Origin of the sequence: Acinetobacter gyllenbergii CIP 110306 = MTCC 11365 (assembly GCF_000413855.1) — a bacterium.
In the GTDB taxonomy this organism is placed as follows: domain Bacteria; phylum Pseudomonadota; class Gammaproteobacteria; order Pseudomonadales; family Moraxellaceae; genus Acinetobacter; species Acinetobacter gyllenbergii.
This window is the reverse complement of record NZ_ATGG01000015.1, coordinates 1-17,078: the sequence shown is the minus strand read 5'-3', so window position 1 is coordinate 17,078 and position 17,078 is coordinate 1. Positions and strand designations below refer to the sequence as shown.

Genomic DNA, 17,078 nt, shown 5'->3' with positions numbered 1-17,078 from the left:
ATCGATATAACTGCTGATGTTTTGATCAGCAATTACGCTTGCAAACAGTTAAAAAATGATGATCAATTAAGATAAAAGCTCAATGATTAATTAGAGCATTTTCAAATGACACATAATTCTGAATATAAACAAAAAAATTTAAAAACATCTCCTGTATTGAATGTTGGTACTTCTGTTATTGATCGTTTTAGTCCGAAATACTGGCGTATTGATGGACCGCAGACTATGTCGTTTGCAATTACCAATTATGCCAATGGTTTTGAAGCATCATTTCGATCTCGAACCACGACAGATTTAGCAGGAGTGATTTGGGATTCTTACGATGCAAAAGACCATAAATTTCTCGCCTATGAAACTAAATATGATTACACCGGTGTGATTTGGGATTTTGATATTGAGTTGTCTCCATCCATGCCGATGTTGAACAATCCTACTTTGACACCAACACTTACTGTGCAATACAAAGCCAATGGTGAGGACAAGGTTGCTTACATCGTCTTGTTTAATTATGCAAATCAGCCAGCATCTCGCTCAGCACATATTCATATTAATTGGAATACGGTTAAAGCTGGTTTTGCGGCAACTGATACTTTTCCTGTGACCAATATTCAGCGAATTTCGTTTTCAGGTTTTACGAGCAGTTATAATGGGCATTCTACCCAGCCTTTAGCCCAAGCCGAAGAGGGTTATATCCGTGTTACCAATTCGGTGACTACTGGCCCAAATGCCGAACTTACCTTAAAACGAGTGTCTGTGCCTCAACATAATTACGGCCTATGTACCAGTTATGACGACCATTACGATCTTAATCCACAGCGTTTGGTCGATAATTTGCAGGCTTTGGGCTATCACGGTTTGATTAATCATTATTGTGGTATGTCAAAGTATCCTGAAATGTCTTGGGACAGTAGTATTCATAAATGGCAAATTCCAGATACGTTGGTGACCAATGAAGCTGTTGTAAATCCATGTACACGTAAATGGCATGAGCATTTTTCTCAAGCATTACAAAATGCTGGGATGCAGCCTGTATTTGGTGTCAGTTTTGAAATGTACTCATTGGGCGCAAATGAATTCTGGGCACAGCGGGATTGGAACAGTAATTTAGGCCGTACCGGATATGAACCGCCAAGTTATTTCTTTAGCCCGTGTGATCAAAATGCGCTTGCTTATCTACATAAAGCGTTTATTGAGTTTGCTGATACGATGGCTGTAGGCGGCTGTCCTGTAAATATGCAAATTGGTGAACCTTGGTGGTGGTATAACCAGGGTACGGATTTACCATGTGTCTATGATTATCCAACTAAACTGGCTTTTAATGCAGATACTGGATTGTATGCACCAGACTTGGGAACGATCTATGACGCAGTAAATAAAACTGGAACGCCGTATGATGAATTTAAAGCTTGGTTAAAAAATAAATTAGGGCAAACCTGTCAAGACATTCGAACCGTGATTAAAGCCAAATACCCAAATGCTAAAGTTTGTCCATTGATTTTTTTCCCGACCATTCGAACACCGATCGAAACCTTGGCAACCGATATTAACTTTCCGCGAGAGCACTATGCTTACCCGAATTTTGACTATCTGATGACAGAGGCCTATGACTGGATATTAGAGGCACGATTAAATTTGGCGCACCAAGCTGTTGCTGAAATTCCAAGCCAAGATCTGGACTATCCAGCGGATAAAGTCGCTTATTTAGCCGGATTTGTTCCTGATTCTTCGATTGCCCATCTTTACGGCTTTGATAAGAACAAGCCATATCGAACTCCAATTTGGCAACGTGTGTTTGGAGATATGCAGAATAATAATCCTTTGGGGCTGATGAAGCAGTTGATCTGGGCTTATCCGCAAATCATGCAAGATTCTGTAACGATTGATATTGCTCAAGCACCAAATGGTTTCTTTGTCGAAAATACACTCTATACCCCTGTGACTGATGATACGCCGTATCCACCTGAGATCTATTTGTAAGTTTTACATGAATGATAAAAGTGGCTTGTACTGCCAAGCCACTTTTACTCTAAAGCTTCTATTTATCTGAATTTTATAATCAAAATTAATAAAATAGATATACTGTTTTTTCTATTATAAAAAGGCTTAATACATGAAAAAAATAATTTTTGCTATGCTTATTACTTCAGTTGTGAGTGGCAGTGCATTTGCAAGCTGTACTTATAATTTTGATGCCACCCAAGCACAAATACAGTCTATGGGAACAGATGGCGCAACGTTTCCAAGTGTGATAGGAACAAAATTAACTTATCAAACGGCACAGCAAAATAAGGTGTATGCTGCATATAGCCAAAATTATTTAGCAAGAATGCTCGCTGCTAATAATCCAACAGCGATGGAATTTACCAAGGGAGATAAAGCAATTCAGACCAGTGGAATCATGGCATTTGAACTTAAAATTAAAGTACCGGATACAAATGGGTCCCTCAATATATTTCCAATCCATGCCAGTGGAATTATGCAAAATGGTAAAGCATTGAATATATTAATTGGTTACCAGAAAAATAGCTCATCAAATGGCTTCTTAGTGACAGTCACATCAAACGATAATTCAGTGACAAGTAGCTTATTACAACTCCCACCAGAAGCAACGTCTGACTCGTATCAAAAAATTGGCATCTATATAAATCAAAACTCTAACCAAGTTGGGTTGATTTTCAATGGTGTAAATAAGGGCTATTTTGCAGCGTACCCATCTAAACTCGATAATCTATACTATGGGGTAATTTCTAACTTTTATGGACTTACAGCAGCTGACAGCGCCAAGGATGTATCAATAGAACTTCTACTCGATCATACACAGTTAAATTTTTCTTACCCAACTGGTACAAAAGATATCTGCGGTGTCGCACTTTAATGATAAATTAGAAGAAATAACCCGCTTCGGCGGATTTCAATGAATTTATCGTATGCAGCATTGTTATGAAAAGCAAAATTCTATTTTTAGGCTTAATCTCCATCTTATTGGTAGGTTGTAATAAACAACCTGAAGTCAAAAATGAGCAAGCGCAAGAGAGCTTTGAAGTCGTAGATAACAAGATTTCAGAATATATGGATATTTTGGATAATCCAGATACTCCCAAAGAAGAGCAAACACGTGTTCTTTGTAAGGATTATCCAAAATTATATGAATCGAAATATATTCCTGCATTGTTAAAACTGGCACCTAAAGACTATACACAAGAAAAGTTGATGGCTGATCTCAAAACCTCGACTGATTACTATGCTGAAAAGTTGGATATCACCTGTAAATAACGGCTAAGAGAGGGCGTTGCGCTCTCTTTTTTATTTTAAAATAAGAATTATTCTCATTTATTGTGGGCTAGCGAGATAACTATGCTAAGATTCGCTGCTTATAAATTTATCGCTTAACAATAAAATCATGAAGAAAATTTTTTTGATGACATCAATTTTAATCACTTGCTCGTCTATTTTCGCTATTGAATCGGATTTTCAGCAATCGATTTATTTGGAGGCAGAAAATACTCATTATAGTCCCAACCAGAATACTTTTTCGGCTTCTAATATCCAAATAAAGCAAGGTACGATTGTTGTTCAAGCCGCAAAAGCGATGGGTACATTGAGCAACGGTCAACCGCATCAAATTACGCTTACGGGAAATCCCGTCAAGTTTCAACAGAAAGTGAGTGAAGCAAAAGGGATGGTCTATGGTAAAGCCAATCAAGTAGATTACAGTACTTCTGCAACAGAAATCGTTTTAATCGGGAATGCATCAATGATCATGGAGGGCTCCAGTATTTCAGCCGAGACATTGAGATATAATTTAACAATTGGTGATATAGAGGCTCATGGTGTGCCCAACAAACGTGTGTAAATGATTATCCCACCACAGAAAAATGTGCAGATGAAGCCGCTCATTCGAAGTCAGTAGGCGAGTCCAAGTGCTTCTATTTGCTTATTTACCTCATAAAACCGTTATTCTTGTATTTACGCGCCAAAATCTGTCGTTTAGTTGAGTTCTTGGGCTTGAAAAACTGGAAATAGAACATATTATAATTTTTTTCTTATTCTGATATCACAGGCGGAATACAGTGAACGAAGAAGTTTTGTTACCTGCATCACGAGCGACTGCAATTTCTAATGCAAATGTTAAAAAGTTAACAGTAGATAAAATTCTCTCAAAAATTTCCAGTACGATTAAATTAAGAGCCAGTGATGGCGATCGAGATGCTTTGCAACAATTTTCAAAACATGAAGTCAGTAGCGAAGACGCAGATATTGTTGTGAATGAATTAAAAACAGCGGGTTATCGGGTATTTCTCAATCCAAATTTTACCAATACCAATATTCAGTTTCAGCTAGAGTGGGACTGAGTTTTTAAAGATCATAAAAAAAGCTCCAACTTTGTTTGGGGCTTTTTTATATTGTACCTAAGCTGTTTGTTACTGCATTGAACCATGTCTAAAGCTTTTTATAAGTATATTTTCAGCTTATCAGTAAGCATACTTTCCTTAAATGTTTAATAAAAAGGCCTATAATGTAAAAAAGCATGATAGAGCAAAAAATGAGTTTAAGAGGGTGGCTAGTGATTCTGTCGGGACTAACATTGACCTTAGTTGCTTATTTATATTGGAACTATACGCAAACGGGAGGTTATAACAAAAATAGTGATGGTTACTATGGCTATTCCTTCCCAATGGACAATGGTTTAAAAAATGCGGCTGATTGTGAATTGGCAAATACAGAGAATCCAGAAGAGCCTCCTGTATCAAAGCAATGGATGGAAGGGTGCAGGAAGTACTTTGAGATCAATCAATAAAAAAAGCACCTGACGGTGCTTTTTTATTGAGCTAGATTAGGCTTTATCGGTTTGTTCAGTAGAGAGTACCTGAAAATCGTGACCTGATGGTGCTTGATAAATTCTTAGGCCAAATTCAGGGATAATCGCAATCAGGTGATCAAAAATATCTGATTGGATCGCTTCATAAGAGGCCCATGCAATGGTATTGGTAAAGGCATAGATTTCTAAAGGTAGGCCTTCACTGGTGGGCTGCATTTGACGAACTAAAATAGTTTGATTTTGGGCAATCCCTTGATGTTGGCGCAAATAAAACTCTACATAGGCACGGAATGTCCCAAGATTGGTTAAACGACGTTGATTATATTGAGATTGATTGCTCAAGTGATTGTTAAACTCTTCAATCTCAGATTTTTTCGCATCAAGATATTGATCCAATAGCAAGAAATCTTTTAATTTTTGCTGTTCTTGATCACTCATAAAGTGAACACTACTTTGATCTAGGAACAGTGAGCGTTTGATACGACGGCAACCTGATTCACTCATACCACGCCAGTTTCTAAAAGTATCCGTCACCAGTTTGTTGGTTGGAATGGTGGTAAAGGTCTTATCAAAATTTTGTACGGTCACGGTATGTAATGACATATCAATGACATCGCCGTCTGCGTTCAATGATGGCATTTCGATCCAGTCACCAATGCGAACCATGTCATAAGAGGCAATTTGGACACTGGCCACCAATGAAAGAATGGTATTTTGGAATACCAACATTAACACGGCAGCCATTGCTCCGAAGCCTGCAAGTAGGGTGAAGACATCTTTTTTTAAGAAAGTCCCCAAAATCATCAAGCCGCAGACCACAAACAATATAAGCTTAACCAGCTGTAAATATCCTTTGATCGGCTTGTTTCTTGATTTAGGGTTACGTTGATAAATTAAGTTAAAGATATTCAATGCTTCACTGACGGTGAGTGCTAGTGTCAGGAAGATAAAAGCCTGCGCACCCATCTGTACAAAGCTGATGAATTTCTCTGGTAGATGCGGAATCGTGGTAATGCCATTCATGATGACAATCGCAGGAACGATATTGGCAAATCGTTGAGTTACACTATGTTGTGCAAAAATCGATTGATTTGGAGATTTAAATTTTGTAATTAAATGGCGAATACCACGGACGATAATTCTTTTCGCAATAAAGTTTGCAAGTGCAGCAAACAAAATCAAAATTATTAATGCAATCGCTGTTTCTAGCCATGGGTAATGGCTTAACTCACTACGCAAATACTTTAAATAATCCAAACCCAAAACACCTTATAAATTCTTTGAGCGGGAATTGTAAGGTGTAATGGTGTTTTATATTAACTTGATCACAGTTTATATACGATTTGTAAAGGCGTTTTTACATAACTGTTGGGTGGTTTACCACATCAGATCATCAGGAATCACATAGGCTGCATATGGATCTTCTTCATCTGTGGTTTGATCATTATGTTCAGTATTGTTATTGACCAAGATAAAACCCTGCATTTTTTGATCAATTTTTTCTGCCAGCGCTTTAGGTAGGTAGGCGTAACTGTCTTGATCTTTGGCAATAACAAGCGAACCTGAAACAAGAGCATTATACACTTGCTGTGAAAGATAGACTTTTTTGATTTTAGCTTCGTCAATAAATTGATAAATTACATCACCTTCAATTTCTTTGACTTTGTGGTGTTTGATCATTTGGATGATCGAGGCTTTTAAGGCCTTTTCTTCGAGTATGGCTTGTTTTTCTTGATTTAGTGCTTGGTCTTTAGCTAGTTTTTCCTGCTTGGCACGGTCAATGTCAGCTTTTAAGATAGCATCATCATTTTGCCCAAGACGTTGTTCATGCTGTACTTGCTTGGTTAATTTTTTTGCTTTTTTATTGTCAACTAAGCCTGCTTTTAACAGTTGAGCTTGCAATGCATTTTTAACCATAATTCAATCCAAATTTGAGTTTGATGAAGAACGAAAATAGAAAATCCAGTAGGCCAGACTCATGGCTAAGCTTAACGCAGCTGGAATGAGAAAGGTCTGTAAGTTTAAATAAGGATAGAGCAGACTCGCAATCAGTCCACCACATAAAAAGCCAATCAAAATTAAGAGATGCAGAAAAATACGGCGCTTTTCTACATTTAGGCCTCGTGCTTTATAGCCTAATGCTAAACCGATATCGGTCAGGACGCCAGATAAGTGCGTTGTGCGGATAATTGCACCTTTATAGTGACTCACCATCGCATTCTGTACGCCCATGGCAACACAGGCCCATAACAGGCCGTAGCGTGGAAAATAAGGCAGTAAGAGCCAAGTGAGCACCAGAAAGATCGCAACTAAACTCAGCGGTAAACCATAACGTCGACCAAAAGCAACGCTCCCATTGCCAAGGATTAAGCCACTATAAAAAGAGCCAATCACAAAGCAAAGGATAACTAGGCTAAGGTAGATAAAATGCTCAGGCTGCCAGTCAAGCAAACTCATTGCTAACATACTGACATTGCCTGTCATGTGTGAAACAGATTGATGGAGGACTGTGAATAAGCCCAAAACGTTTACCATTCCTGCATTCAGTGCAAGGAAGAAAGCACCAAGTTGAATCCAGTTGGGTAAACGTTGAAGTGGCATAGTAACCTATGATCTTGGATGGTCTTTAAAATCAACAGCAGCAGTAAACAGGACGTCAGTTGAAGAATTTAATGCAGTTTCTGTTGAATCTTGCAATACGCTGATAATCATCCCAATTGCAACGATTTGCATCGCAACCTCTGATGATATACCAAATAAACTACACGCAACAGGGATTAACAATAACGATCCACCGGCCACTCCAGATGCGCCACAAGCAGAAACTGTTGCAACCACAGATAAAATAATCATGGTACTTAAATCAACAGGGATACCAAGCGTATGTACAGCAGCGAGTGTTAGCACAGTAATGGTGACTGCTGCGCCTGCCATGTTGATGGTTGCACCCAATGGAATAGAAACGCTAGCCGTTGCTTCATTCACACCTAAACGCTGTGCCAAATCTAGGTTTACTGGAATATTGGCAGCTGAACTACGGGTAAAGAAGGCAGTGATACCACTTTCTTTCAAGCATGTGAATACGAGCGGATATGGGTTTGCTTTCATGGTAATCGCAACCAAGATTGGATTAATCACAAGAGCAACAAATAGCATTGTGCCGATGAGGACGGCTAATAGATGTGCATAACTAGTCAGGGTTGCTAAGCCTTCACTTGCAAATGTCACCGCAACCAAACCAAAGATACCAACTGGTGCGAAACCAATTACGGTATGAATGATTTTATTGACTGCTCCAGCCACATCAGTCAAAACTTGTTTGGTCGTGTCGGAGCTATGGCGCAACGCCAGACCTAAACCAATTGCCCAAGCCAAAATACCAATAAAGTTGGCTTCACCAATTGCTTGAACAGGATTTGCAATAAAACTTAAAAGTAAATTCTTTAGAATCTCTGCAAGGCTACCTGGTGCTTGAAGGCTAGTTTCTGCCGGTAAATGTAAAAATAGTTGGCTTGGGAATAATACGCTGGCGGTGACTGCACTGAAGGCAGCAAGTAGCATTCCGACTACATATAAAACCAGCACAGGTTTGATATTTGAGTTCTGACCAATCTGGAAATTTGCAATTGAAGATAGAACTAAAACAAAAACTAAAATCGGTGCAACAGACTTTAATGCTTTAATGAATAATTCACCCAATAAACTTAAATAGGGTGTAAAGTTAGGAAAGAGCAAAGCGACGCCAATCCCTAAAAAAATAGCGATAATAATTTTGCTAACTAAGCTCAAGCGAGACAGTACATTAAACATATAAAGGCCTTATAAACCTATGCACGGTTTAAGGTTAAACAAGCGCGGTATTCTATACCTAAGAACCGTGAATAATAAAATTTTTTTTGCAATTCAATTACTTTAAAAATCCCGAAAAAATTAACACAATGTTTTTAAAAAAAAATTATGAAAACATGACACATCCTTTTGTATAAAAAAAATTCAATAAAAGCTGCTTATTCTACAAGCATTTCAGGCGAAAGTGTTTGTATTGCTTGATAATGTGATAAAAATATTTGGCCTGTCAGATCATTTTTTAGCTGCGATTTACATAGTCGCTCCATTACTGGACTCTTTACTTCGGATAGATGCAATTGGATATTTAACTGAGCCAACTCTCGATTGAGGTGCTCTAACATTTCTAAAGCGCTGAGATCAATATTGCTTATGCTTGAGCAGTTGATCACGACATGTTGCAATAGCGAATTTTGACTCACTGCTGTAATTACATGGCCTTTAAGTACATGGGCATTTAAAAAGTTGAGATTTTCATCAACACGCAAAGAAACCACAGCTTGTGTTGTAATGACACTGTAATTGGAAATATTTCTAAAGTGTTGAGTTCCTTCAATTAAACCAATTACAGCAATATGTGGTCGACTGATCCGCCAAAGCAGCAGAACAAAAGTCAATACAATACCAATAATGAGTCCAGTTGAAATATCTATACAGGTGACACCAAAGAACGTCACCCACATTGCCAGTCCGTCAGCTTTTGAATATTTCCATGTTTCAATAAATGGAGTCAGCGTTATCAACTTCCAGATAGAAACAAAAATTGTGGCAGCTAATACAGCTAGGGGGAGGTTTTGAAAGAAGCCTGTAAAGTAAAGACTGACAGCAATCATCAATAAAGATGAAATAACACCAGACATTGGGGTTTTTGCTCCTGCATCAGCGTTGACAACAGTACGAGATAAGCTACCAGAGACTGCAAAACCAGAATTGAGTCCTGCGGCAATATTGGCTAAGCCTAAGGCAATTAGTTCTTGGTTACTGTCTAAGTCATCACGCTTTTGTAGTGCCGTGGCTTGTGCAATGGCTAGTGATTCTACAAAGCTAATCATTGCGATCATAAATGCACTTGGGAGTAGTTGCAGAATCAGCTCAGTGTTCCAGGTCGGAAAATGGAAATTAGGTAGACCTGTTGGAATGACACCGACAGTTTTGATTGCTTGGTCATCATTCCCAAGCAAAGTAATGATTGCAATCGATGCCAAGACCATGAGTAAGGGTAATATTTTATTTAGAAAACTGGATCGAATCAGTTTTGGAAGCATGAACAGGAGTAAAACAGAAATTAGCCCAAAGCTTATGCCTGTCAAAGTAACTTGGTGCAAGTTTTGAGATAAGCTCAGTAAAAATTCAGGAATATTGCCTGCCTGTAATGGAATATCCAGTAAAAACTTGAACTGTCCTAAGGCGATGAGTAAAGCGGATGCAATGATAAAGCTTTGAATAACAGGATGACTAATCAGCTGAATAAGAAAACCGAAACGCAATAAACCTAAAAGCAGAGAAATGATTCCGACAAGTAGCGCTAATAAATAAGCAGCCTCTATATAGGCAGTTGATCCAGCAGCAAATAGAGGATCAAGCGCTGTAAATACCATCATCGAAATAATGGCAACAGGACCAATGGAAAGAGTAGTGCTACTGCCAGTAAAGGCATAGACAATCATGGGTAATATACTCGCGTATATCCCCATAATTGGTGGTAGCCCTGCCAACATGGCATAAGCCATACCTTGAGGTACAAGCATGGCTAATACAATGCAAGCAGCGATCAGATCAGACTTTAAACTAGAAAGCTGATACTGGCTTAACCATTTTCGCGCAGGAAATAGTTTAGATAGGTTTGGCTTTAACATTTTCATGCACAGCAGCCTAAATCATAAAATGATATATATTATGCAGAAAAAATGCTAAAGAGGGTATGGTGGAATTTGTATAGAGAATTATACCTGAGGACAATAATGCTCATATAAGGTGTTTAAAACGATTTTCAATTTAGGATCTAAAATTGAATAAAAAATTTGTTTGCCGTCGCGACGGGTTGAAACAACATTGCTTTTTCTTAGCATCATCAATTGCTGAGAAAGCGTCGGTTGGAAGATTTGGGTCAACTCTTCAATTTGTGAAACATTAAGTTCTTGTTTAGCTAAATGACACAAAATAATTAAACGATCAGTATTTGCCAGAGATTTCAGTACAGTTACAATTGTACTGGCAGATTCTCTCATTGCGTCGATCTCGAAATCCTTTTGCATGCATATACTCTCTCGGTTACAGCCGTGGCTAGTATAAAGTCACATAACGGAAAAATTGTAGTAAAACTGAATAATTGCAATGGTTTTTAATGAAGAAGTATATCAGTAAAAGTGATAATAAATAGCGATACTGTTGAATAATCGGTAATTAATGGGAAATATGTGATTTAATTCACATTATTGTGATTTTGATAGTTTATTATCAAGTTGGGGGTAATCAAAATCGAATCTTGGTCAAACAATTTGTTAAAATTACTAAACAATAAAATTAAGTAATTAATATAATTAATAAATATAAAAAAGTTCAAAAAAAGATTGTGCTTTACAAAAAAATATATATAATGAGAAACAAGACAGAACGATCTGTCTGCATAAGAAGGATCGGAAGTGCGAAAGTACGACCGCCAGAGGGTAATAATACTTATTATTCTTTTTACACTCAGACGCAAGCGTGAGCCACAATAATAACTATAAATCACGCTTTATTTTTTTATTCTGATATATCTTTATTCTTTTTTTCATAAAAAAATATCCCTTTATCTATAAAGGGATACTTGATAATTACGCTAATGCTTTTTCAAAACTAATTAGATGCTCTACGCGTTTCCAGTATTCATCCATTTCAACGGAGTGTTTGTTAACATGTGCTTGAATGGTCATACCATCTAAAATGCTAACAATCAGAGTTGCTAGATGAGTTGGACTGCGAATATCTAAGTTCTTTAATAAGTTTTCAATTAAAGCCGTTAACCAAATTTTGTACTGGGTGGCTGGTTGCAGCGTGGAAGGGTAGATTTTAATCACTTCTTCCAATGCTTTTTGAAACATACAACCATTAAAATCTTCGCTATTAAACCACGCAGCATACCATCCAAAAATTGCTTTAAGCTGGGCAAGATGGTCATCTGGATCACATTCTGCCAAAGTTGCATTTAAAGAAGTTTGGAGATTAATGTTGCGTTGCACTAAGCATTCTTCAATTAGTTTCTCCTTAGAAGGAAAGTATTTGTAGAAAGTCATTTTTGCAACGCCAGACTCGCTAATGATTCGATCTACACCGATCGAGTTATAGCTATGCGAATTAAAAAGTCTTAATGCAGTGGTAATAATATCTTCTTTTTTTGACATACAACGCCTCGAGTTCGCCCATCGCCAAGAGCATCATGTTGCATTTCATCATGCAATTTTGGCAGGGATTTTACATGGTATTTTGAAAATATCATAGGAAAAAATAACATTATTTATTTAAATGATTCTTTAGTCCGCATTTTCAAGTGCAGGGTTTAAAAATAATGTTCTATATCTATAGAAAATAACTATTAATTAAATCTTAAAATACGATAAAACATTAGAACAATTTAAAATTATTTGATTGGTGATTATTCATCTAATTGTTTTCAAAGGACAACTAGTTTTTTAGGCGATTTAGATTTAATAATCGGGCTATATTGAGATCTATTCTTGTTTGTAATTTTGTGTATATTTAAGCAACGGTTCTAATTTTAATGTTTGCTCAGGAATCTATTTTGAATAAATACATAATATAAAAGCCAGTTAGTTATAGTTAAAATAAATAACTGACTTTCATCATATAATTTTCTATTTTAAGATTTACTTTGTTGAGATGGCAGGGTTGCAATCAGCTTGATAAAGTTGTGATACAACATCGATTGCTGGCTTGGTGTGTAGACAGAACGCTTGATGTTGCCTTTGTCTGTTTCGATTAAAAGTTCAACATTTTGGGCTTTTTTCAGCTCGTAAAGGAATGTACTTGGCAGAACAAAGCTATTCGATGAACGTCTTAGAATCAGTCGATTGATGTCTTTTTGCTGTGTTGGACCAACAGGCTGATAAGTGAATGCTTTATCATCAATTAAGAAAGTAAGGCTTTTGATATCATAATAATCATAACTACTATTGAGTACCGTCTCGACTCTTAATTGCTCTTTATGTTGTTTATCCCATTCAACAAAAACATTTGGGCACAGTTCGTTTGCTTTGCAGTTCAAAGAGCCTGCGGTTGCAAGATTGCCTGTTGAGCTGGCAGAAGAGTCAGGTAAGGTTGCACAGCCACTCATCACAATACAAAGGCTCAGTAAACTTAAAGTTTTTTTCATCTTTTTAACTCTCTAGGATGTACTCAATATTTCAGTGTTAATGATGTAGTTGTGGACCAAGAAATTCAAATGGTTTTGATATCTTAAATTGATCGGTTGCATCACCAGCAAAAGTATTTTGTTGATCTTTGCCAAGGTCAAGTTTACGCGCTAAACCATCTTTAAAGTTAATTTTCTTTAAATCAACCCAAAATACATTTGGGGAAACAGCGGATTCAAAGAAATAGAGTTGCTGTTTATGGTCTGCGACGGTTCTCCAGCGTGTTGATGAAATATTAGGTTCTTCTGCTGTATTTAAGCCATAAGGCACAGAAGCATTACGAATCACACTAAAAACAGACGCTAATGCATCTTTAGGATTGTCATTTTTGGGGATGGCATTAATATAAAAAGAGGCGCGTGCAAAGCGGTCAGCAGCACGATTGGTACCTGGTAACATAATCGTTCCGCCAATTTGTTGCCAATACGTATTCAGCGCCAGTTGTTGATCAAATATTGGTGAGTTGGTCATGACTTGATATTTTTTGTTGTGATGAATGACTTGCTTGCCCCCGATATATTCGATAATGGCGCTATCACCTGTTTTGTCCGAAATGGATAAATGCAATGTTGCAAGGCGTTGTTCTCCAGGCACACTGTCAGTTATCAGATCAAAAGGTTCTTTTTCTAAGGCTTTGATTGCTTCAGCAACGCTTGCATAGTTATCCAGAACATATTGTGCCCAAGCCGAAATGCTGAGTTGCGGTTTTTTAGATTGTTTGGTGTCTGGATACTGAGATTCAACTAACCATAATACATTGGCAACCAATCCTGCTTCATTCATACCGTCGGTCGTTGAAATATCATAACCTGTGGCAATCACACTACCGTATTTGGCTTTCCATTTTAAAGATTTTGGCCCTGCATTGCTGTCTCGGAGTACGCCACTGGGTAAAATCCAAAGGTTGGTGCCTACATCAACCTTCCAGTCCATTGATCGAGCGGTAATGATATGGTCATTATGACCTAAATAGACTGCTCGGGTGCAGGCGTGGCTAGTCTGTAGAATGAAAGAGGATGCGAGAAAGGAAAAACATAATATTTTTTTAAACACAAGTCATACTCCTTGCTGTTATATCAGAATGATTTCTATCAAATATTTTTATAATGACTTGGCTTTAGTCTATTAAAAAAAAATTCTTATTCAAGCATTAAAATGTAATCATTATAAAAAGTAGGGTTTTATTTTTGGATCTGGATTTTAGATACATGTGGATAGAGATTAATCTCTATCCACAGAGAAATACATGTTCTAGTTGTCGTTTGGTGGTAATAACATCACAACGGCGGTATTCAGCAGTGTTGTGATATCTTCTAGAATTTCGACTTGATTAAATCGGTCATCTAACAATAAGCTTTCACCATCTGCGATTTGCTTTAGATAAGGAGTGAACGTTTCTGAAACACAGACTGTATCTCCATTCGCCCAAAACTCTAAAGATTCTCCTTGTTTTCTATATAGCAAGCGAGAGGCTGGCTCTAGAATAATTTGATAATCCGCCCCAATAATCTCGGCAACATCATGAGTATCCACTTCTTCGGGCTCTGGAATGTTGTTTGGATAGCTTGCTTCGCTCATATAGGCCATGATCGCTGCATCAAATTCAGGTGCCTGAGTGAGATAATCAAGTAATTGGGTCTTTAAATATGAAAACTCAGTACTGTTAATTTCCCCTAGATGTGCTGTCTGCTGACGTGCAATATCGATCAATGGATTTTTGAGTAAGGTATTCTCTGCAAATTTATCACTGACCTGATCAATCATTTCTGAAAGATTAGGCATGCGGAAACCAAAAGAGAAGGTTAAACAGTCATCTTCTGCAACGCCATAATGTGCAAGACCTGGTGGGACATAGAGCAGGTCACCAGGTGCAAGTACTTCATCAAACTGAATATCTAATTCAGCTAAAAGTTTCAGTGGCTGATCTGGTAAAAACTCAGTTGATTCATCGCACATTTGGCCCAATTGCCAACGACGATGGCCATGACCTTGTACCAAAAAGACATCATAAAAATCGAAGTGTTTACCAACAGAGCCACCTTTAGGTGCGTAAGACACCATGATGTCATCACGACGCCATTGAGGGATAAATGGAAACTTCTTCCAAAGCTCTGAAATATCAAATGAATAGTGATCTACTGCTTGAACTAAAAGGGTCCAAAGATTCGGCAGCTTTTGGAAATCACCTTTGGTTAAAGGAGATGATTTCACATGCCATTCATTTGGATTTTTATTTTTCTGACGGATTAAACGAGCAGTAACGTCTTCTTCTAACGCCAGTTCTTGCACATCTTCTGGCTCTAATAAACCAATGATTTCAGGCATTGCATTACGAACCAGCAACGGCTTTTTCTGCCAATATTCATTAAGAAATTGTTCTGCGCTGATACCGCCGAGTACCGTTAAAGATTGAGACATGGGAAATAAAACCAACAACATATAAATTAGTGCGTATTCTCCCTTGAGTTGAATATTGGTGCAAGTCTTGTCTGAATGTGATGAAAAGCTCGGAAATAGTCATCAAAAGTGCAGCAATGTATTTAATCTTGATCAATTAGAAGCGGATTCATTCACAGACTTTCAAAAAAACAGTATGCTTAAGACGCAAAAAGGAGTATTCATGTATCAAGTACTGGCAAGAAAATACCGTCCACGTAATTTCAATGAGTTAGTGGGGCAAAACCATGTTTCTCGTGCTTTAACCAGCGCATTAGAACGTGGGCGTTTGCACCATGCCTACTTGTTTACAGGAACGCGTGGTGTTGGTAAAACCACGATTGCCCGTATTTTAGCCAAATGCTTAAACTGCGAGACAGGCGTGACTTCAACGCCGTGTGAAGTCTGTGCAACCTGTAAGGCCGTAAATGAAGGTCGTTTTATTGATTTAATTGAAATCGATGCGGCATCACGGACCAAGGTTGAGGACACCCGTGAATTACTCGATAATGTGCCTTATGCGCCAACGCAGGGGCGCTTCAAAGTTTATCTGATCGATGAAGTGCACATGCTTTCAACGCATTCATTCAATGCCTTGCTCAAGACACTGGAAGAACCACCAGAGCATGTGAAGTTCCTCTTTGCAACCACTGATCCACAAAAACTGCCGATTACCGTCATCTCACGCTGTTTGCAATTTACCTTACGTCCTTTGGCTGTTGATGAAATCACAGAACATTTGACAGCAATTTTAAATAAAGAGCATATCGAAGCCGATCAAGATGCGATTTGGCAAATTGCAGAATCTGCGCAAGGTTCATTGCGTGATGCATTGTCTTTAACAGATCAGGCAATTGCCTATGGTCAAGGTGCAGTCCATCATCAAGATGTTAAAGATATGCTCGGTTTGATTGACCGAACCATTATTTATGATTTGATTCTGGCAATTCATCAAAATCAGCAAGCACGAGTAAGTCAGCTACTTCTACAATTTAGACAGCAAGCTTTAGATGTATCTTTGGTTTTGGATCAATTGGTTTCGACCTTGCATGAACTGGCATTGTTGCAATATTTGCCTGATCTTGCACTGAAATATAGTGAAGAAATTAACCAGAAGATTCTACAATTGTCGAAACTCATTTCTGCTCAAGATTTGCAGTTGTATTATCAAATTGCCTGTAAAGGTCGAGCTGAGTTGCAACTTGCAGTGACGCAAGAGCAAGGCTTTGAAATGACTGTGTTGCGTTTACTGGCGTTTAGACCTTTGACTTTGAATGAAGTTACCGTAACTGCAACACCTGTTACGCAAATTACAGCACCTGAAGTGCATCAGCCAGTACAGGATTTAAGTACAGAAAATCAGTTTGCAGTTCAGCAAGAAACGGTTAGCGTTGAACCTGAACCTGAACCTGAACCTGAACCTGAACCTGAACCTGAACCTGAACCTGAACCTGAACCTGAACCTGAACCTGAACCTGAACCTGAACCTGAACAGCACAATCAAGAACCTCATCTCATGGTGTTTGATGCCGAGGAAGGTCAGTTAATTGGATTGGATCTATCAG

17 protein-coding genes are annotated in these 17,078 nt (G+C 38.0%); 7 read left to right on the top strand and 10 right to left on the bottom strand.

Going from position 1 to position 17,078, the window contains the following annotated elements; all coding sequences use genetic code 11:
* Window positions 1-105: 105 nt before the first annotated feature.
* From F957_RS10720 to F957_RS10745, 6 genes are all read left to right on the top strand, one after another.
* Window positions 106-1,977 (top strand): non-contractile tail sheath protein, encoded by a 1,872-nt coding sequence (locus F957_RS10720; RefSeq protein WP_016540393.1) that lies wholly within the window; start codon window positions 106-108, stop codon window positions 1,975-1,977.
* A 133-nt stretch (window positions 1,978-2,110) separates the two neighbouring features.
* A complete protein-coding gene (locus F957_RS10725; protein ID WP_016540392.1) occupies window positions 2,111-2,875 on the top strand; it encodes a DUF4882 family protein in 765 nt (254 codons plus the stop codon).
* A 65-nt stretch (window positions 2,876-2,940) separates the two neighbouring features.
* On the top strand, window positions 2,941-3,273 hold the full coding sequence (locus F957_RS10730) for a hypothetical protein (RefSeq protein ID WP_016540391.1): 333 nt from the start codon (window positions 2,941-2,943) through the stop codon (window positions 3,271-3,273).
* A gap of 124 nt (window positions 3,274-3,397) precedes the next feature.
* On the top strand, window positions 3,398-3,853 hold the full coding sequence (lptA, locus tag F957_RS20855; protein ID WP_045544702.1) for a lipopolysaccharide transport periplasmic protein LptA: 456 nt from the start codon (window positions 3,398-3,400) through the stop codon (window positions 3,851-3,853).
* 217 nt (window positions 3,854-4,070) lie between these two features.
* On the top strand, window positions 4,071-4,352 hold the full coding sequence (locus tag F957_RS10740; RefSeq protein WP_016540389.1) for a hypothetical protein: 282 nt from the start codon (window positions 4,071-4,073) through the stop codon (window positions 4,350-4,352).
* A gap of 191 nt (window positions 4,353-4,543) precedes the next feature.
* A complete protein-coding gene (locus F957_RS10745) occupies window positions 4,544-4,798 on the top strand; it encodes a hypothetical protein (RefSeq protein ID WP_016660337.1) in 255 nt (84 codons plus the stop codon).
* 36 nt (window positions 4,799-4,834) lie between these two features.
* Here F957_RS10745 and F957_RS10750 read toward each other — a convergent pair whose 3' ends face one another.
* From F957_RS10750 to F957_RS10795, 10 genes are all read right to left on the bottom strand, one after another.
* Window positions 4,835-6,076, bottom strand: a complete 1,242-nt coding sequence (locus tag F957_RS10750) for a mechanosensitive ion channel family protein (RefSeq protein ID WP_016540387.1) — start codon at window positions 6,074-6,076, stop codon at window positions 4,835-4,837.
* A 120-nt stretch (window positions 6,077-6,196) separates the two neighbouring features.
* The gene (locus F957_RS10755) at window positions 6,197-6,736 is read right to left on the bottom strand and encodes a DUF2058 domain-containing protein (protein ID WP_016540386.1); all 540 of its coding nucleotides are present in this window, start codon (window positions 6,734-6,736) and stop codon (window positions 6,197-6,199) included.
* A 3-nt stretch (window positions 6,737-6,739) separates the two neighbouring features.
* Window positions 6,740-7,420, bottom strand: a complete 681-nt coding sequence (locus F957_RS10760; RefSeq protein WP_016540385.1) for a YoaK family protein — start codon at window positions 7,418-7,420, stop codon at window positions 6,740-6,742.
* Between the two features lie 6 nt (window positions 7,421-7,426).
* The gene (gene sstT / locus F957_RS10765; protein WP_016540384.1) at window positions 7,427-8,629 is read right to left on the bottom strand and encodes a serine/threonine transporter SstT; all 1,203 of its coding nucleotides are present in this window, start codon (window positions 8,627-8,629) and stop codon (window positions 7,427-7,429) included.
* Window positions 8,630-8,826: 197 nt separating this feature from the next.
* Entirely contained in the window at window positions 8,827-10,527 is a 1,701-nt protein-coding gene (locus F957_RS10770; RefSeq protein ID WP_016540383.1) for a SulP family inorganic anion transporter, read from the bottom strand.
* 81 nt (window positions 10,528-10,608) lie between these two features.
* On the bottom strand, window positions 10,609-10,920 hold the full coding sequence (locus F957_RS10775; RefSeq protein WP_016660336.1) for an ArsR/SmtB family transcription factor: 312 nt from the start codon (window positions 10,918-10,920) through the stop codon (window positions 10,609-10,611).
* 561 nt (window positions 10,921-11,481) lie between these two features.
* On the bottom strand, window positions 11,482-12,048 hold the full coding sequence (locus F957_RS10780; RefSeq protein ID WP_016540381.1) for a TetR/AcrR family transcriptional regulator: 567 nt from the start codon (window positions 12,046-12,048) through the stop codon (window positions 11,482-11,484).
* A 476-nt stretch (window positions 12,049-12,524) separates the two neighbouring features.
* The gene (locus F957_RS10785; RefSeq protein WP_016540380.1) at window positions 12,525-13,037 is read right to left on the bottom strand and encodes a hypothetical protein; all 513 of its coding nucleotides are present in this window, start codon (window positions 13,035-13,037) and stop codon (window positions 12,525-12,527) included.
* A gap of 37 nt (window positions 13,038-13,074) precedes the next feature.
* Entirely contained in the window at window positions 13,075-14,130 is a 1,056-nt protein-coding gene (locus F957_RS10790) for a linear amide C-N hydrolase (protein WP_016660335.1), read from the bottom strand.
* A gap of 198 nt (window positions 14,131-14,328) precedes the next feature.
* Window positions 14,329-15,495, bottom strand: coding sequence for a cupin domain-containing protein (locus tag F957_RS10795; RefSeq protein ID WP_016540378.1), 1,167 nt, complete (start codon window positions 15,493-15,495; stop codon window positions 14,329-14,331).
* Window positions 15,496-15,697: 202 nt separating this feature from the next.
* On the opposite strand from F957_RS10795, the gene dnaX reads away from it, so the two are divergent.
* Window positions 15,698-17,078, top strand: a 1,381-nt coding sequence (gene dnaX, locus F957_RS10800; protein ID WP_016660334.1) for a DNA polymerase III subunit gamma/tau, incomplete at its 3' end; no start/stop codon positions are given.